The sequence below is a fragment of the Vibrio sp. LB10LO1 genome, from assembly GCF_010092875.1.
In the GTDB taxonomy this organism is placed as follows: domain Bacteria; phylum Pseudomonadota; class Gammaproteobacteria; order Enterobacterales; family Vibrionaceae; genus Vibrio; species Vibrio campbellii.
Map to the genome: position 1 here is coordinate 17,866 of NZ_JAADJW010000029.1, position 19,008 is coordinate 36,873.

Genomic DNA, 19,008 nt, shown 5'->3' on the forward strand with positions numbered 1-19,008 from the left:
TCGCAGAATTAATTCACTCCGCTCGGCGTTTTTTATACATGATCCACTATGTGTCTAGTTATTCCTTATATATTGTATTGTTCAATACGGAGATTAGACATGTTTGCACTCAAACATCTGCCTCTTGCATTAGGTTGTGTACTTGCTGCACAAGCTCATGCCAGCATGAATATCCAACCTGATCCACAAAACCCAAATGGTTACGTGATTGCTCGTGGCGACATCCAAGCTATGGAGCAAAGTAAGACTTCTGACCCTATGTATGCTATCTGGTCAAAAGCGCTAGAGACTCGTCCAAATACGGTTGTTGAAGCGATTGTCCCAGGCGCAGCAAGTAACCCAGAAAACGTTCAACGTGTTGAGCGTGTTTTTCCTGAATCTGAGTGGGACTTCTTAACTCAGATGGCTGCACCAGAGTACACATATACTCGCTTCCTACGCGCGATTGGTAAGTTCCCTGCATTCTGTGGTGAGTATACAGACGGGCGTGATTCAGACGCGATTTGTAAGAAATCCATCGTGACAGCATTCGCGCACTTTGCTCAGGAAACCGGTGGCCACATTGCGGTTGATAACGTATCGGACAACCCGCTTGCACTGGAAGAGTGGCAACAAGCATTGGTTCACGTGCGTGAAATGGGGTGGTCTGAAGGTCAAGAAGGCTACACGACAGGCTGTGGTCAGAACGATTGGCAAAACAAGCGTTGGCCTTGTGAGCCTGGTCAGGGATATTTTGGTCGTGGTGCAAAACAGCTTTCTTACCACTTTAACTACGGCGCGTTCTCTGAAGTGATGTTTGATGGCGATGCATCGGTATTGTTGAAAAATCCGGGCTTAGTCGCTGACTCATGGTTGAACCTAGCTTCTGCAATTTGGTTCTTCTTAACCCCTCAAGCGCCAAAACCAGCAATGCTGCACGTGATTGATCGTACTTGGGTACCATCGCAACGTGAAATTGATGCGGGCATTGGTTACGGCTTTGGTACTACGATCAACGTCATCAATGGCGGTATAGAGTGTGGTGAGCAGAACAAAGACAAAGGTCAGCCAGTTAACCGCATTCGTTACTGGGAAGGTCTAGCGGCGCACTATCAAATTCCTATCGAAGCTGATGAAACCAATACCTGTTGGCAACAAACGCCTTACGGTAGCTTAAACCTTAACGGCGCGACTGACGTGCTTTACACCAACTGGGATGGTAACTGGAAATACTACTCAGATCGCCCGGGCGGTCACTCATTTGAATGTGAGTTGGTTGGTTTCCAAACCGCGTATTCGGCACTGGTTGCTGGTGATTACGAGAAATGTGTTACCAACTTCTACCAATCTCATGCTGGTTGGCCTGAAGTTCGCGTTGTCGATAAATTAGATCCAGTCGATCCGGTTGATCCGCCAGTGGATGGTATCGCTGCTTGGGATTCAGGCAAGGTATACAACACGGGTGATCAAGTTTCTTACCAAGGTGCTGTGTATGAAGCGAAGTGGTGGTCACAAGGCAATGAGCCTACGAAAGGAGACCCTTGGAAGTTAGTTTCAGGTACACCAACAGAGCCGCCAGCAACAGAACCACCGGTCACTGAGCCTCCTGTTACTGAACCGCCTGTGACAGAGCCACCAGTCACAGAACCTGAACCACCAGTATCGGGTGACTTTATTGCATGGGAACCGGGTGTCACTCAAGTAGCGAATGGCGACAAAGTGACTTATCAAGGTAAATGCTTTATTGCGAAAAATGGCCCAGGAGTATGGGAAACGCCAACTCAGAGCAATTGGTTCTGGGATGAGATCTCTTGCCAGTAATTGAACAATAAATAGTCTAAGTAACTATAAAGACTCTGCTTTTTAGCAGGGTCTTTTTTTATTCGTTTGCTTGCCTGTTTATGCAATCTAAGTTTTCAATAACGTCTTTTCTCTTTTGATTTTTTGTCCATTAAAATTCGCGCGCAATTTTTATCAACATCTTTGAAAACAGGTACGCTTACATGTCTACTAAACTGGCTAACCCAGCGCCGCTAGGCCTAATGGGTTTCGGTATGACCACGATTCTGCTTAACATCCATAACGCAGGATTCTTCCCAATTGACTCAATGATCCTAGCAATGGGTATCTTCTACGGTGGTCTTAGCCAAGTTATTGTTGGCATGATGTGCTTCAAACGTGGTGATACTTTCGGTACAACTGCGTTTACTTCATACGGTCTATTCTGGCTAACATTAGTTGGTCTAATCGTAATGCCATACATGGGCCTACCAGCTAGCCCAGCACACTTCATGGGTTGGTACCTACTACTATGGGGTATCTTCACTGGCTTCATGTTTATTGGTTCTCTATGTTACCCAGTAGCGAAGCAAGTTGTGTTTGGTTCTCTTACTATCCTGTTCTTCCTACTTGCGGCACGTGACTTCACTGGCAGCACACTTATCGGCACTATCGCAGGCTTCGAAGGTATCTTCTGTGGCGCGAGCGCAATCTACTTTGCAATGGCTCAAGTACTGAACAACGAATACGGTCGTACAGTGCTTCCAATCGGCGAAAAGCAAAAGCCTCAAGTTGCAACGCAAGAAATCGCAGCTTAATCGCTCTGATTTGAATGCAAAAGAAAAGGGTTAGCCACTGGCTAACCCTTTTTTAATGTCCGTTATTCGGACCACTGCTTTTTCTTATATACCTGCCAACCTGTTGGGGGAGGACGCTAAGTGAAGCATTAGGTAGATGGTTGCTCTACCGTTTCTGTTGCATCGCTGTCCGCAGTTGGTGCTTTGCCTGTCTTACGTTTGTACTTCTCTTCCCAGTAATCCGCGCCTTTAATGCCCAGTGCTACAGGGTTGAATGTGTATTCAGTCACACCGCGTTTTTGTTGTTCTTCGTAGTCAGCGAGTGCTTTTAGGGCTGGTTTCGACATGAAGAAGATGATCAGAATACCGACAATGTTCAGCCATGCCATTAGACCAACACCGACATCACCCATTGCCCATGCGAGATTGGCTGTCTTAACCGTACCGTAGAATACGGCTGTGATAAGCACGAGCTTCAAGACGAACATTAAGCCGTTAACTTTGAACGTACGGCGGATGTACGCGATGTTGGTCTCTGCAATGTAGTAGTAAGCCAGAATCGTTGTGAAAGCGAAGAAGAACAGTGCAATAGCAATAAATGGTTTACCAACGCCAGGTAGGGCACTTTCAATCGCCATTTGCGTAAATACTGGACCATTCGCGCCGATGTCTGCTGGTAGGTTTTGTACGAGGAATGTTCCTTCCACCGCACCTTGTACGTTGTAAGCACCAGTGATAAGAATCATAAACGCGGTTGCAGAACATACTAGCAGCGTATCGATGTAGATAGAGAACGACTGAACTAGACCTTGTTGTGCTGGGTGATCAACACTTGCTGCTGCCGCTGCGTGAGGGCCCGTACCTTGGCCTGCTTCGTTAGAGTAAACACCACGTTTTACACCCCAACCAATCGCAGCACCAATACCAGCCATCGGCGTGAATGCATCACCAATGATCATGCCAACGATGCGTGGAATCTCACCGATGTTAAGTAGGATGATAACGAACGCGGTGATGATGTAAGCCAGCGCCATGAACGGAACGACAATTTGAGTGAAGTTCGCGATGCGCTTTACGCCACCAAAGATGATGAAGGCAAGAATGACACAGACAACCGTACCAGTGAAAATTTTAGCGAAACTGAATGTACCAATAGCGGTTTCAATCATGTCACCTGAGCCAAATGCTGCTTCTACTGCGTTACCAATACTGTTCGATTGAACGCCAGGAAGTAGAACACCGCATGCAAAGATGGTTGCGATAGCGAAGATCCATGCGTACCACTTCTGACCCATCGCTTTCTCAATGTAGTAAGCTGGACCGCCGCGGAATTCGCCTTCGTCTTCTTCTTTATAAATCTGTGCTAGTGTTGATTCTGCGTATGCCGTTGCTGCGCCAAAGAAGGCAACGACCCACATCCAGAAAACGGCACCTGGACCACCGAAACCGATAGCAGCTGCAACACCTGCAATGTTACCTGTACCTACACGGCCAGATAGTGAAACGGCCAATGCCTGAAATGATGAAATCCCCTTGGTTGAACTCTTACCATTAAGTAGCAAGCGCCACATTTCAAAGAAGTGACGAATCTGCACAAAGCGCGTCATGATCGAATAGAACAAACCAGCACCAAGGCACAAATAAATTAGTACCGGACTCCAGATAATTCCATTCAGAAAATCAACTAATGACTGCATGAGTATTTTCCCTGTTTGTTATGTTTGTGGTTGTTTTTCGTACAACACATTACCCTTTTTGTAATGCAATTGTTAATCTTTTTAACTAAAAATCCTTTGTAGCGTGATGGTGGGCACAGAATGCTTAAATATTGTTAAAAATTGGTTCTTGTTATGTATATGGGTGGTTTTTATTGGAAATTACAATGAATTGATTGAATATGCAGCACATTGTCATGAAAATGTACTGCTAATATAGAAAGTCATATCTTCCAAATGTTATTCAACTTGTGGAGTAATACGCTGTTTGAAATGGATTGCAGGTGTTTAGGCGTAACGGTTCAAGCTTAATTCTGAGTGATTTGTTACTTTGGTATCCGAATTCAGCATGATGTCTGCAAGTATTTGTCCTGAGCCACACGCCATTGTCCAACCGAGGGTGCCATGCCCCGTATTGGTAAATAAGTTCTCGTAAGGTGTTGCACCAATAATAGGCGTACCATCTGGTGTCATGGGGCGAAAACCGCTCCAGAATTCGGCTTGATTGAAGTCGGCACTTTGCGGAAACAAATCACGAATCACCATTTCAATCGTATTCTTGCGCTTTTGTGGTAACGAAGGATCAAAGCCTGCTAGCTCTGCGGTTCCTGCGACGCGAATGCGATCATCAAAGCGCGTCATGGCCACCTTATAGGTTTCATCCATGACGGTAGAACGCGGCGCAAATTGCTCGTATTTAACCGGCACCGTCAGTGAATAGCCTTTGACGGGATAAACAGGAATGTCGATCTCAAGTTGCTTGAGTAACGCTGTCGAGTAACTGCCGGAGGCAAGCACAAATTGGTCTGCTTTAAACAAACCACGGTTCGTTTGGACACCCATGATCTTTTTGCCTACAGTAACCCAATTACTCACCTCCGTATTGAATTCAAACCTGACGCCATGGGCTTTCGCAAGCTCTGTTAACTGCTGACAGAACTGGAAACAATCACCCGTTTCGTCATCAGGTAGATACAACCCGCCGACCAGCCTTTCTTTCACTAATGCCAACCCCGGTTCTTGTTTGATGCAGTGCTCGACATTCATTAACTGAAAGCGTGTACCGCTTTGCTCTAACAGATTAAGGTCTTTTTCTATGGCATCGAGCTGCTGTTGAGAGCGAAATACTTGCAGGGTGCCCAATTGGCGTCCTTGGTATTCGAGCGCATGATCACGGCGTAACTGCTCCAAACAAGCGCGACTATGATTGGCGATGGAGAGCATTCGGGCTTTGTTGATCTGATAGCGGGATAAGGTGCAGTTCGACACCATTTGTGTTGCCCAGCGGATTAGATCTGGACTGAGAGATGGCTTTATTTTAAGTGGTGCATGCTCTTCAGTGAGCCACTTTATGGCTTTGATTGGTATCCCCGGCGCAGCCCATGGTGAAGAATAACCGTAAGAGATTTGTCCGGCGTTGGCGAAGCTGGTTTCCATCGCACTACTTGGTTGGCGGTCGATCACGGTTACCTGATAGCCTGCCTGAGATAAATACCAAGCCGAGGTTAAGCCAATAACACCACTGCCTATTACGATGACTTCCATTGATGCGCTCCACACATTTTCGATGTTGCGCAGTTTCTCTTCTTTACCTTTTGTTAACAATCGATATAAATTACATTCAGCGTTTAGAAAAACTATAGGCTCAAAGATGAAAAGCAGTGTCGTTAGCGGATTGTGGTTATTCAGCCAAGTGGCGGAACACAGCAGCTTTACCAGTGCTGCAAAGGCATTGCACCTAACGACCGGTGCGATCAGTCAGCAAATCATTCAATTAGAAGAGCAGCTAGGTTTTACTTTGTTTGAACGCCATTCGCGTGGAATTCGACTAACACCCAAAGGGTTACAATTATCTCAATCTACGCAATTTCACTTCACCGAGCTCGGGAAGACACTTGAAGAGCTACAGATTGAAAAGCCCCACAATGAAATTCGCCTCAAGCTGACGCCCTCGTTTGCGTTTAAATGGTTGGTCCCACGTCTTGAAAGCTTTCACCTAGAAAATCCCGATCTCCAAGTACAGATTTTTGCTGAGGGGGCGTTGGTGAATAGCGAGCTAAAAGACTACGACGTTGCGATAGACTACGGTTCTCATCCCTATCGAGATAAAAGCGCAGAGCGGATTCTCGATGAACAACTTTTGCCAGTCATGAGTCCAAAATACCTTGAGGATCATGGGTGGCTAAAAACTCTTAAAGCGTCGCCAGAACAATGGTGGGAGGCGACGTTACTGCACGATGCTATGCCGTGGGATAAAGCTCCGCGCGACTACGAATGGCTGTATTGGGCATCAAGTATGGGATTCGATTTTAAAACAGATGTAGGGCACTTCTTTAATCGTACTGATATGGCAATGTCAGCGGCCGAAGCCGGAGTGGGTATCGCAATGGCACGCATGGCGCTGGTGGAAGACGAGTTAGCATCTGGTCGTTTGGTTTCGCCATTTGAACCTGTGGATGCTAACGCAGGTTACTATCTGATTATCAATACAAAAAGTGAGCCAACCGATCGGTTTAGACAGTGGTTGGTGCAGCATATTCGACAATAACTCGAGCCTGTTCACTAAAGCTGTTGGCTGTTCACTTCCTGATACATTTAATCTACTTAAGTGTCAGTAACTTCCTTGATTGTGCGGAACCAAGCCCATACCATCCGGCGTGTGTTAAATATCTGTTGTGATTGCTAATTATCTGATCTCATTTTTTGTGTGCTACAAAAGTTAAGTGAGCAGTAGCAATCCCTTTTCTGAACAGGGAGTCGTTAATGAAGTTCAGTACACAAGTCAAAGGTTGGGTGGTTTTCGCGAGTATCGTACCAGTAATAGTGGCTCTGCTCGTTTCCGTTTATTCCTCCACAAAAAGTTTGAACACTTTAAATGAAGAGCGTTTGGTCGCGCTTCGAGATACCAAACAAGCGCGTCTGGATGAATTGTTTGAGCGCTACCAAAACAATACCTCAGCGGTGGCTAAGGTGGTGGCAACGAATATAGACCAGTTGTTTAATGGTGACTTCCACCGCTTACTGACCGATTTAAACCGAGAATTGGATTTCTACGATATTTTTATTGTGGATGAATCGGGTGATGTTATTTATACCGTCGCACGAGAAGCCGATTATCAAACCAACTTGGTCTCGGGGGCTTATTCAAACTCAGGTCTCGGTGATGTATATCGTGCCATTCGAGCAGGCAAGCAATTTGCTGCGGTTGATTTTGCTCCCTACGCCCCTTCGAATGGTGACCCTGCTGCTTTCCTCGGTGTACCTCTAAAAGTCGAGGGTGAGCAATGGATGGTCGCTACGCAAATGTCGATTGATGGTATCAATCAATTAATGAACCTTCGCAGTGGAATGGGTGAATCTGGAGAAACGTACCTTGTTGGCTCTGACTATAGAATGCGTTCCGACTCATTCCTTGATCCTGTGGGCCGAACGATCCAGGCCTCTTTTGCAGGTACCGTAGAAAACAATGGCGTAGACAGTGACGCAGTCAAACGAGCGTTGGCAGGTGAGTCCGGTGTTGAGACCATTATCGATTACAACGGCAATCCGGTCGTATCTGCCTATTCTCCGATTGATATGTACGGACACCGCTGGGCATTGTTGTCTGAGATAGATGTGGCAGAAGCGGAGCAACCTATCAAAGAACTGATGACACTAAATGGCATTGTGTTATTTCTGGCAGTCATTGGCGGAATTAGTGTTGCGCTTGTTGTTACCCGTGCAGTAATGAAACCTTTGGGCGGCGAACCAGAAGAGATGAAACAACTGATGAATCAGTTGGCGCACGGTGATTTGCGACTGAATATCTCTCAAGCCGATGAGGGAAGCTTGAAACAGACGTTGAATACGACGGCGAGCAATTTAACAGTGATGATCAAAGACATCAGTGATGCTTCCTCTCAACTTGCCGCTACGTCTGAAGAATTGAGTGTGGTGACTGAGCAATCAGAGCAAAGCTTACATGTTCAAAATGACGAACTGCAGCAAGCCGTCACAGCTATTCATCAAATGACATCATCCATCAGTGAGGTGGCAGGCAGTGCAAGCTCAGTATCTGTTTCGGCCGCGGAGGCTAACCAAGATTGTCAGCAAGAGCTCCAACGCATCACGCAAACAGTCCACACCGTTTCTGGATTGGTTGAACAAGTAGATGAAGGTAATCACAACGTCGTGCAATTAGCGGAACAAGTTCGCGAAATTAGCACGTTACTTGATGTGATTCGAGGCGTGGCAGACCAAACCAATTTACTCGCTCTGAACGCCGCAATTGAAGCGGCCCGAGCTGGTGAAAGTGGACGTGGCTTTGCTGTCGTTGCGGAAGAGGTTCGTAACCTAGCAAAGCGCACTCAAGTGTCGACAGAGCAAATTGAAGAGATGGTACACAAGGTTAACCAGCAGGCAGAGCAAACCGAGGCCATCATCAACAACTGTAAGTTAGTGGCAGGAGAAACGATGGAGCAAGTGCAAGAAACGGGCGCCATGATCGAAACGGTTGTTGGGACTATGGAACAAATTCACCGCCAAACTTCCTCTGTTAGCCAAGCTACGGAAGAGCAAGCTAAGGTGTCTGGCGGCATAGACAGCAGCCTGGTAACTATCCAAGATCTAGCGACCCAAAACGTCTCGGGGGCACACGAAACTTCAGCATCCAGTCGAGAGTTGGCTCGTGTCGCCGTGAACTTAAAAGAAATCGTGGACGATTTTAAAGTCTAACTTTGCGAAACCGCCTCAATTGAGGCGGTTTTTCTTTTGCGTGATGTTTAAGAATTAATAAAAACAAATGTCTTAATTACATGATACTTCGAATTGCTTCCCACAAATTACTTCCCGTTTATTAACTCCTCTCACTCCCTCGTCTTTTTCCATATCATCCCAGAAAGAATCAATGGATAGAGAAAGAGTATGGCTAAAAGAACCTTACTTATATTGGCCTTAGCTCTATTTTCGGTAGGAGCAAGTGCAATGTTTTGGCCGTTTAAAAAATACGATGTAGAAATGTCCCCAGAAGTGCGTGGTGTCATCAAGCTAGATGGCGTACCACAAGCAGGATTAACGGTTTATCGAGATTTATTCTACGAGGGTTACAAAGACGGAGAGAAAATATCCGATGAAGCAATCACTGACTCAAAAGGGGAGTTTTATTTCCCTGAGTTTCGTGTTCGTTCAAGAGCGCCTAAAGATGTCTTCGGGCAGAACTTTGTCATCGCTCAGGAAATATATACCAACTCTGGAGGCAAGGATATTAATCTTTGGAATGCTACCAAGTATGCGAAGCCTATCCCTCTGGTATCTGAATTATTGTTATCCCTTAACTGTGAATTAAAGCAAGAGGAGCTCAATTATGAACTGAGAGATCCTCAAAGCGGAGAGCGAATATATCTACCTTTAACTTCAGTTTGTCGTTGGGAGGGATTAGATGGGTACACAAATGAGCAGTTAGTTAAAAGAACGAATAATTTCACGCCAGAGGGTTAAAATGAGTACATTATCTCCTGTTATTGCATCAGATATTGCAAGTGCTGCATATCAGGCAAGGTTAAAAAGAAAAAGTATTTCTCTACAAAATAGCACCAAGGTTCATTTTACGTTTGATGTTAACAACATTATATCTGGAACGTCAGGAGGCTTTTTCTACCGTCCTTCCTCTGGTTTTCTAATAGCGGGGCTAGGAGTAAGTGAGGTTTATAAAAGAGACATTGTCTTTTCTTTTAGAGGAACTAAAACACTTGCCGATGGCTTAACCAATGCGACTGCAAATGCAAAAGGCACACAATCAGGGGAACTAGTGCACAATGGATTCCAAGGAACCTTAAACTCTATGATCCCTGAGATTAAGGCATTTCTAAAAAGGAGTCAGTCAAGCGAAGTTTTAAATATCCATTGTGTAGGGCATAGCCTTGGTGGTGCTCTAGCTACGTTGGCTGCAAACTGGCTGAAATCATCCTCAGAAATTAGCGCAAAAGTTCACCTTTATACATTTGGTGCTCCTAGAGTCGGCGGGAAAAACTTTTCTATTAATGCAACTCAACGCGTGGACAGTATTTTTCGATGTGTTAATGGGGCAGATCCTGTACCGAAAGTTCCGGTGTGGCCTTTCTATCATGCTCCTTACAACGGGATGGAATACCTAGCTAGCAGGCAGCAAGGCTTGATTCCTTCTGCTCACTATATTGATTGTTATGCGAAATTGACGGATTTCCAAAGTTGGGAAAAAATTTACTCTCAAAAGGTTGCGAATGCTTTTGAAAGGGTCATCTTAAACTATAACAATCGACTTGAAGCGAGAGCGAACGACTTTTGGGCTGATAGAATATCCGCTGCAATATTAACATTACTAGTAGATGGTGGATTTGCGTCATTTGTATTTGGTGCGCAAAGTTTAGGCGCGGCTGTGGCGACTATTTATGATGCTATTGCTCGTTCTATGGTCAAAATTTCAGAACTTTCTAGCGAGTTTGCTGAGCGTGTAAAAGGTTTACTTGGCCACATGTTGGTGTTTGCGGGTAAAGGTGCCCAGATTGCCATTAAATTTACCTATCCGTTCATTCGTTGGGTATTTGAGTTGGTCTTGGGCAAATTGAATAAAGCCGTTAAAGCTGCGCTCAAAACTACTTTTTAGTCTCGTAGAAACCGCCTCAGATGAGGCGGTTTTGATTCAAACGTTTGATAGCTTTAGCGTTGATAAGCAGTTTCACCTCGGCTGATAGTTTGTTGGACTTTTAAGTCCTTCAAAGTGTCAGGTTCTACTTTTAGTGGGTTTTTATCTAAGATGATCAAATCAGCGTTTTTACCGACTTCTAAACTGCCTTTTGTTGTTTCCTCAAAGTGTTGATATGCCGGCCAAATCGTCATGGCTTGCAGTGCCGTATAGGCATCTACTCTTTGATCTGGTCCCAGCACTTTATCGGTTCGAGTGGTTCGGTTTACGGTTGCATCTAACACTCGGAATGAGCTTGGTAGAGCGACAGGTGCATCGTGGTGAGTGCTGAACATCAAACCTGCATTTCGTACCGCTTTAGTTGGCGAGATAAAGTCCGCTCGAGGGTGTCCCAGAACAGACTCTGCGTGCCAATCACCCCAGTAGAATGTGTGCATTGGGAAGAGAGATGGGAATATCCCCAGTTCCGCCAAACGGTCAATTTGATCTTGGCGAATGGTTTGCCCGTGTATTAGAACTGGACGTCGGTCTTTTTTGCCGAGCTTTTCGTTCGCTTTTTCTACAGCATCAATAAACTGCTCGATGGCGGCGTCCCCATTGGAGTGCGTTAGTACCTGCCAATCGTTTTTAAACGCGGTTTCAACGTATTGATAAGCTTGCTCATCTTTGAAGGTTGGATACCCAAGATAACTTTTGGACTGTCCATGAGGTGGGTGGAAGTATGGCTGTGTTAACCATGCTGTTTTTCCTTGTGGTGAGCCGTCAAAGTTAAGTTTAACGCCTCCAATACGGAAGTGATTTGTGTAAGTGGGAGAGTTGTATTCAGAGCTCATAAACTCGCTGCTTGAAACCATATCCGCATAAGCCACCAAGTCGATAAGTAACTTACCCTCTTTGGACGCACGCTTCATTGCTTCATAACCTTCGGTGGTTGCGCGACCTTCCTGAGCGGTCGTGTAACCATATTCGGCATACATCTTTTGAGCCGCTTCGAGCATCATGTCTTGTAGCTCGAGGTCAATAACTTTAGTGAGGCCGAAGAGCATAGCAAAGTGCGCATTTTCTTCTAATACCCCATTTGGTTCTTGGCTGCCTTCCATCCGACGAATTACACCACCCTGAGGATCTTGAGATTCTGCTGTGATGCCGGCCAACTCAAGCGCTTTGCTGTTCGCGACACTTAAGTGCCCAGAGGTGTGAATAATAAGAACGGGTTTGTCAGTGCTGACTTTGTCTAAATCTGCTTTGGTAGGGTAGCGATCAAGCTGTGCATCGTCATAACCAAATCCTAGGATCCAACCTGTTTTCTCTATGAACAGGCGTTGTGTATCGTCTTTATCGGCCGACTTTAGAATGGCCACAATGTCATCTACTGTGTCTGCTTGCCCATCAGGAGAAGGAAGCACATTTGCCACCATTGCCTGCAAGCCAACACCATAAACATGGCTGTGAGGATCAATAAAGCCGGGGAGTAAAGCTTTCCCCTTTAAATCAACCAACTGGGTCTTGCCAAATTTATGCTCCATTGCGCCTTCTTTGCTGCCGACATAGATGACTTTCTCTCCTAATGTTGCAATCGCTTCGGCGTATTCTGGGGTATCTCCGGCCATTGTGAGGATATCGCCACCAAAGAATATCTTATCGGCAGCGGTCACTTTAATTGGCTCGGCAACGGCTTCTGCTTGTTTAGTTTCGTCTGAAAAACAGCCCGTTAGTGCAAGACTGGAGAGGGCGAAAGGAATCCATGTTGATTTCATATAAAGGCTCCGTAATGGCATATGCTTTAATCAATCTAGTGCATATTGAAGAAGAGCGTTGCGATGTTGATTTGATCTTTAATCCAGATCAGATAAATGAGTGATGCTTATGTGGAATTTGCTAGCAAGCACTGAGTTTTAGAAGCTTAGTTTTAGAAGGGAAACGAAGGGGCTTTATCCTTTATTGATAAAGCTTTTGGTTACCTGTAGGCCTCCCTTGAATAAAGCTGAGTATATTTTTCTAAGATTCTTATTTGTAGGGTTTTTTTAGTATTTGGGTTATGGTATTCCAAATGCTCATGGCAGTGTACTTTTCTTACCTTGCTTATAAATCGTATCTTCCTGACTATGCTTAGAAAATAGTCACTAGGAAGGGACGTTCATGTCTTACGTGTTTCACCGCCATTGTCACACCAAGTTGCCTACAATCGCCAGAGGGGAAGGGGTTTATCTGTTCGATAGCCAAGGTAATCAATATCTCGATGCTTGCGGTGGCGCTGCCGTATCAAACCTTGGGCACAGCCACCAAGCTGTTAAACAAGCCATGCTCGACCAAATCGAAAAAGTATCTTTTGCTCACACTGGCTTTTTTACTAGTGAAGCAAGTGAGCAGTTGGCTGAGCTGATTTGCCAGCAAATGCCATCACAATTCAATCACGTCTACTTAGTCAGTGGGGGCTCTGAAGCGGTTGAATCTGCACTAAAGATGGCAAGGCAATACTTTGTGGAATGTGGCAAACCTGAGAAAAAGCAGTTTATTGCCCGCCAACAAAGCTATCACGGTAATACACTTGGTGCGTTGGCTGTTGGTGGTAACGAATGGCGGCGTGAGCCTTTTAAACCCATTTTGCACCCAAGCCATCACATTGCGCCGTGTTATGCCTATCGTCATCAAAGAGAAGGCGAATCCGAACTCGATTATTCACTGAGAGCAGCCAATGAGCTTGAAGCTAAAATTTTAGAGCTAGGCGCGGATAACGTCATGGCGTTTGTTGCAGAGCCGATAGTTGGCGCAACAGCGGGTGCAGTACCTGCCACTCAAGGTTACTTCAAACGAATACGAGAGATTTGCGATCGCTATGATGTGCTGCTGATCATGGATGAGGTGATGTGTGGTGTTGGACGCAGCGGTAGCTTTTTTGCTTTTGAACAAGAGCAGGCCGTCCCGGATTTAGTCTGCATGGCGAAAGGATTAGGGGCGGGTTATCAACCTATCGGTTCCGTTGTTGCCAACGATAGAGTCTATCAAGCGATCGCATCTGGTAGCGGTTTCTTTCAGCATGGGCATACCTTTATGGCGCACCCTGTTGCATGCGCAGCTGCCGTTGCGACCATTCATACCATCGGTGACCAAAAGCTCCTGCAAGCCGTCAACCAACAAGGAGCAATGTTAAAAAGAGAGCTCGAATCGGCGCTTTCAGACTTCCCGTATGTTGGGGATATTCGTGGTAAAGGGCTGTTTCTTGGCATTGAGCTTGTAGCAGACAAAGTAAGTAAAATCCCGCTGCCTAATTCAACTTTGGCAGACAAAAAGATCAAGCAACAAGCGATGGAAAATGGACTGATGTGCTACCCAATGGGCGGCACGATTGATGGTGTAAACGGGCATCATATCCTTCTCGCACCGCCTTTTATCATCGAACGAAGCCATATTGACGAGCTGGTGGAAACGCTCACACGTACACTCAGAGAGGTGTCGCAGAAATGGTAGTGAACTCCCCAACTGAAAGAGCTCGAATCGCGATTATTGTTGCACCCAATGGGGCGAGAAAAACCAAGCAAGACCATGCTCAATTGCCGATGAGTATTGAAGAAATGGTTGCCGAGGCGAAAGCATGTCAAACGGCAGGGGCTACCATGATCCATTTGCACGCGAGAGATGCGCAAGGCAGGCATTCTCTAGAGGTTGATGACAACTTAGAAATCTACCACGCGGTGAAAGCTGCGGTTGAGGATTCGCTGATAGTTCAGCTTACGACTGAGGCTGTTGGTATGTATTCACCACAACAGCAAATGGCGCTGATCAAAGCGGTAAAACCAGAAGCCGCTTCCTTTGCTTTGTGTGAACTGATTCCTGATGAGCAGAGTGAGGAGCAAGGTTTTGCCTTTTTTGATTGGGTCGCTGCTCAGGGCATTCTCAGCCAAATCATTTTGTATGATCAGGCAGACATCGAACGCTATTTCTCCCTACGAGAGCGAGGCGCTTTACCTAAGCATAACCAACACACGTTAGTGGTACTTGGTCGATATCATGAGGCTCAACAATCTTCGCCATGGGATTTACGGACACTGCATTTAGAGCGTTTCCTCGAAGAGAACGTTAGGTGTGCCGTGTGCGCGTTTGGCGCGAGAGAACAAGACTGTTTAACCCATGCAATGTTACTGGGATTGGATGTTCGGGTAGGCTTTGAGAACAACCATTTGAGTTCGGATGGTCAACTCGCGAACAGTAATGCAGAGCAAGTTCGGCGATTAAAAGAGCTTTGTGAATTACTCGGTGTACCACTGCATGATGCGGAGAGTTTTCGCCTTAGCCTGAGTGGTAGTTAATTTGAGAGATTCCCGACTCAGTCGTTCCTCCTTCTCGAGAATGACGAGGTGAGTCCCAATTGAAACTAGGGCTTGCACCACCTCATTCTCTAGATCGGCGGAGAGAGCGGCTCCATATTAGCAACCTACGCTATCATGGCAGGAGTTTGTTCCGTTCAGTGTTTGCTTCAGCTAGGTAGATACTCAGTCCTTAACAGCGTCACATTCCTAATGTAACGAAGGAGCAATTAGGACACCTCTGTTTACGGGTTACTCTTCTAACTGGGGATTTGTTCGGTTCAACGTTTCCTTCAGTCAGGTAGATGCTCAGTCTCTGAGGGTATCACTCTCTAAAGCGATGAAGGAGCAAGTCGGTCATATCTGTTTACGGGTTACTCTTCTCACTAAAAATTTTTCGGTTCAGCGTTTACCTCGGCCAGTTAGATGTTCAGTCCCTCACCACGTCATTCCCTAGAGCGACGAAGGAGTGAGTAGGGAATCTTTTTCAAACTCATAATTCGCCACTCTTTTATCACACCTTGAGTTGTATTTATTGTTGTAGCCTTAGCTCGATAAAAAGGCTGAGGACTAAAAGTATGAAGCAACCTGCGGTTTATATAGTTACATGCAAAACGAAAAGTGCTTTATATATCGGTGTTACAGGAAATCTAAAAAAACGTATCTGGCAGCATAAAAATGCGGTTGAGAAGGGATTTTCTAGGAAGTACAAGACAAACAAGCTGGTGTATTTTGAGCTTTTTGATGATTTCTACACTGCGATAAGTAGAGAAAAGCAATTGAAGAAATGGAATCGGAGTTGGAAAGAAAGGTTAATCAATGAAACGAATCCCAAGTGGGATGATTTGTACGAGCAGATTTAAATAATTACGCGCGTGAGAGAGATTCCCGACTCAGTCGTTCCTCCTTCTCGAGAATGACGGAATTAGCCTCGGTGGATGCTTGGTTTTACATAACGTGATTATCTAGAGCGGCGGAGAGAGCGGCACCATATTAGCAACCTACGCTATCATGGTAAGAGCTTGTTTCGTTGAGCGTTTGCTTTCTGCTAGATAGATACTCAGTCCTTAACAGCATCACTTCCTAATGCAACGAAGGATCAATTAGGACACCTCTGTTTACGAGTTACTCTTCTAACTGGGGATTTGTTCGGCTCAACGTTTCCCTCAGTCAGATAGATACTCAGCCCCTAACAGCGTCACATTCCTAATGTAACGAGGAGCAATTAGGAGCCTCTGTTTACGAATTACTCTTCTAACTGGGGATTTGTTCGGTTCAGCGTTTCCTTCAGTCAGATAGATGCTCAGTCTCTACGGGGATCACTCTCTAGAGCGATGAAGGATCAAGTCGGTCATATCTGTTTGCGGGTTACTCTTCTAACTAAAAACTTTTCGGTTCAGCGTTTACCTCCGCCAGTTAGATGCTCAGTCCCTCACCACGTCATTCCCTAGAGCGACGAAGGAGCGAGTAGGGAATCTCTTCTTTTCTTAAGACACAAAAAAGGCTCCAATCGGAGCCTTCTTCAAATCTAATTTTAGCTTTCAGTCTGAGTTACAGACTGACGTGCTGGGTGCTTGATAAACACCGCCACGATCGCTGCAATTGCAAGCGCGAAACAGTAATAAGAGTTCGCGACGACTTCTAGTGGAGAAAGGTTAAATACCGAGCCCAATAGCAGAACCTGTGCACCGTATGGCAATACACCTTGGATAACACACGAGAAGATATCCAACAAACTTGCAGAGCGACGTGGTGATACGTTGTTCTCTTCTGCCAGTTGACGAGCCACGCTACCTGATACGATGATGGCAACGGTGTTGTTAGCGGTACAGGTGTTTACCATCGAAACCAGACCAGCAATACCTAGTTCACTTGCACGACCATTTGCTTCTTTCGAGTGGCTAGAACCAAACGTACGGATGATGCCACTCACTAGGTTAGTTAGGAACGCTAGACCACCTTGGCGACGCATAAGCTCACTCAAGCCACCAATCAGCATGGACAGCAGGAAGATCTCTTGCATATTGCCAAAACCAGAGTAGATGTCTTGCGCAAAGTTGGTTAGACCGTAATTGTCGATAGAAGACAAGCTCACGCCGCCCGCTAAAACGATACCAATAGTAAGCACGACAAACACATTCATCCCCGATACCGCAAGGATAAGAATCGTCACATAAGGCAGCACTTTCAACCACTCAATAGGCCCCGTTTCTGGTACTTGAGTTGCTGTGCTGTTAAAGGCAAAGATCACAAGTGCAACCAATGCTGCTGGCAGTGCGATACGGATGTTCTCTTTGAACTTGTCCTTCATCTCACAGCCTTGAGAACGGGTTGCCGCAATGGTGGTGTCAGAGATGATCGAAAGGTTATCACCAAACATTGCGCCGCTAAGGACTACACCAGCAGTCAATGGAAGACTCATACCTGCTGATTGAGCAATGCCCAGAGCAACTGGTGCAACTGCTGCGATGGTGCCCATTGAGGTGCCCATCGCTGTTGCGATGAATGCAGAAATCAGGAAGATACCAGGTAAGATCATACTAGTTGGAATCGCAGAAAGACCAAGGTTAACCGTTGCATCCACACCGCCAGACGCTTTTGCAACAGCCGCAAATGCACCAGCAAGCAGATAGATCATACACATCGCGATGATGTCTTGATGGCCCACGCCACGCATAAAGTGTTCGATAGAACGATTGAGTTTGTCTTTGCTTAGGATGAGCGCAAGGATCACCGCAGGCAATACCGCGATAGGCGCTGGCAGTTGGTAGAAGGCGAAATCGACGCCTTGCAAAGATAAGTAAGTGCCCACGCCAATAAACAGCGCAAGGAATAGCACTAAAGGTAAAAGTGCGACCGCTGATGGTGCGATTGCTTTATTAGAATTTTTAGAACCAGACATGTGAACGACAACATAATCAACAAAGAAGGCGAGCAGACTAATCTGACACCAAAGACTTGTCAACGTCTAGACGTCTAAATGGCTGGTTATTTTTAATCGAAAAGACCAATAAAAAAGGCTCACATAACATATCTTATTGATACCGTGAGCCTTTGCGGAATTACATTGGTTTAGAGCATTTACGCTTTTTTTCGTTTGAGAAGAGCGAAGATCATCAGTGAGAACAGCAGTGCTGCACTTGACCAAACTACGTAGCGATGATCGGTATAGAACTGGCTAAGGACGCTCAAGTGCTCAAACGCGAAGTTGGTGAGTAAACTGAACACGGCAACCCAAATGGTCGTGGCTAGGGCGTTGCCCAATAAGAATTCTTTACGCGACATCTTAGCAATGCCACAAGCGAGCGGCATAAACTGCTTCATCCCTTCTACAAAGCGACTAACAACCAAACAAGCAGGACCGTACTTCTGAATCGTACTTTGTAGCTTTTGCATTTTGGGACCAGAAATATAGCCTTTCTTATCTAACCAACCTTCAAAGTAATAACCAATCAGGTAGCCGCACGTGTTGCCAAAAAAGCAACTCAACCAAGAGACTATCATCACCAAGCTAAGGTTCATGACATGCTCAGATGAGATGATAGAGGCCGCAATCATCAGCGATTGCCCCGGCATCGGAATACCAATGCCTTCAAGAAAGATGCTGACGATAAGGGCGAGATAGCCATATTGCTCAAGCAGCGGCTTCATCGCCATCAATAGTTCATTTATGTGTTCCAAACGCTTTCCTCTAACAAAAGTGGAACGAAGCTGGAGTGATACTCCTGTTAGTTAACTTGGTCAATCGACGTTGTTCTCAGCCAGTAAAATCTGAC

The 19,008-nt window shown here is 45.7% G+C and carries 14 protein-coding genes; 9 read left to right on the forward strand and 5 right to left on the reverse strand.

The window, feature by feature from the left end:
- The first annotated feature begins 99 nt into the window (after positions 1-99).
- Complete coding sequence (locus tag GXP65_RS18490; RefSeq protein ID WP_050909250.1) at positions 100-1,800, forward strand: chitinase; 1,701 nt, start codon at positions 100-102, stop codon at positions 1,798-1,800.
- A gap of 182 nt (positions 1,801-1,982) precedes the next feature.
- The gene (locus GXP65_RS18495) at positions 1,983-2,576 is read left to right on the forward strand and encodes a GPR1/FUN34/YaaH family transporter (RefSeq protein WP_005424684.1); all 594 of its coding nucleotides are present in this window, start codon (positions 1,983-1,985) and stop codon (positions 2,574-2,576) included.
- Positions 2,577-2,704: 128 nt separating this feature from the next.
- Here GXP65_RS18495 and GXP65_RS18500 read toward each other — a convergent pair whose 3' ends face one another.
- Together GXP65_RS18500 and GXP65_RS18505 are read right to left on the reverse strand one after the other, a co-directional pair.
- Positions 2,705-4,252, reverse strand: coding sequence for an alanine/glycine:cation symporter family protein (locus GXP65_RS18500; protein ID WP_045370392.1), 1,548 nt, complete (start codon positions 4,250-4,252; stop codon positions 2,705-2,707).
- A gap of 306 nt (positions 4,253-4,558) precedes the next feature.
- A complete protein-coding gene (locus tag GXP65_RS18505) occupies positions 4,559-5,815 on the reverse strand; it encodes a D-amino acid dehydrogenase (protein WP_162093449.1) in 1,257 nt (418 codons plus the stop codon).
- A gap of 106 nt (positions 5,816-5,921) precedes the next feature.
- On the opposite strand from GXP65_RS18505, the gene GXP65_RS18510 reads away from it, so the two are divergent.
- The 4 genes from GXP65_RS18510 to GXP65_RS18525 all read left to right on the forward strand — a co-directional run bounded on the left by GXP65_RS18510 (position 5,922) and on the right by GXP65_RS18525 (position 10,889).
- Positions 5,922-6,818 (forward strand): LysR substrate-binding domain-containing protein, encoded by an 897-nt coding sequence (locus tag GXP65_RS18510; RefSeq protein ID WP_162093450.1) that lies wholly within the window; start codon positions 5,922-5,924, stop codon positions 6,816-6,818.
- A 215-nt stretch (positions 6,819-7,033) separates the two neighbouring features.
- A complete protein-coding gene (locus tag GXP65_RS18515) occupies positions 7,034-8,983 on the forward strand; it encodes a methyl-accepting chemotaxis protein (RefSeq protein WP_162093451.1) in 1,950 nt (649 codons plus the stop codon).
- Between the two features lie 189 nt (positions 8,984-9,172).
- Positions 9,173-9,745 (forward strand): DUF6795 domain-containing protein, encoded by a 573-nt coding sequence (locus GXP65_RS18520; protein ID WP_043882822.1) that lies wholly within the window; start codon positions 9,173-9,175, stop codon positions 9,743-9,745.
- 1 nt (position 9,746) lies between these two features.
- Positions 9,747-10,889 (forward strand): lipase family protein, encoded by a 1,143-nt coding sequence (locus tag GXP65_RS18525; RefSeq protein WP_051117809.1) that lies wholly within the window; start codon positions 9,747-9,749, stop codon positions 10,887-10,889.
- A 53-nt stretch (positions 10,890-10,942) separates the two neighbouring features.
- Here GXP65_RS18525 and GXP65_RS18530 read toward each other — a convergent pair whose 3' ends face one another.
- Complete coding sequence (locus tag GXP65_RS18530) at positions 10,943-12,685, reverse strand: amidohydrolase (protein WP_162093452.1); 1,743 nt, start codon at positions 12,683-12,685, stop codon at positions 10,943-10,945.
- A gap of 382 nt (positions 12,686-13,067) precedes the next feature.
- Here GXP65_RS18530 and GXP65_RS18535 point away from each other — a divergent pair, with 382 nt between their 5' ends.
- The 3 genes from GXP65_RS18535 to GXP65_RS18545 all read left to right on the forward strand — a co-directional run bounded on the left by GXP65_RS18535 (position 13,068) and on the right by GXP65_RS18545 (position 16,095).
- Positions 13,068-14,396: an aspartate aminotransferase family protein gene (locus tag GXP65_RS18535; protein ID WP_162093453.1), complete on the forward strand. Its 1,329-nt coding sequence runs from the start codon at positions 13,068-13,070 to the stop codon at positions 14,394-14,396.
- On the forward strand, positions 14,390-15,235 hold the full coding sequence (locus GXP65_RS18540; RefSeq protein ID WP_162093454.1) for a 3-keto-5-aminohexanoate cleavage protein: 846 nt from the start codon (positions 14,390-14,392) through the stop codon (positions 15,233-15,235). Before GXP65_RS18535 ends, GXP65_RS18540 begins: the two co-directional genes overlap by 7 nt.
- Before the next feature lie 575 nt (positions 15,236-15,810).
- Positions 15,811-16,095 (forward strand): GIY-YIG nuclease family protein, encoded by a 285-nt coding sequence (locus tag GXP65_RS18545; protein ID WP_009705597.1) that lies wholly within the window; start codon positions 15,811-15,813, stop codon positions 16,093-16,095.
- 671 nt (positions 16,096-16,766) lie between these two features.
- Here GXP65_RS18545 and GXP65_RS18550 read toward each other — a convergent pair.
- On the reverse strand, positions 16,767-18,134 hold the full coding sequence (locus GXP65_RS18550) for a Na+/H+ antiporter NhaC family protein (RefSeq protein WP_045370412.1): 1,368 nt from the start codon (positions 18,132-18,134) through the stop codon (positions 16,767-16,769).
- Positions 18,135-18,313: 179 nt separating this feature from the next.
- Positions 18,314-18,889, reverse strand: coding sequence for a DedA family protein (locus GXP65_RS18555; protein WP_045370414.1), 576 nt, complete (start codon positions 18,887-18,889; stop codon positions 18,314-18,316).
- Positions 18,890-19,008: the final 119 nt, after the last annotated feature.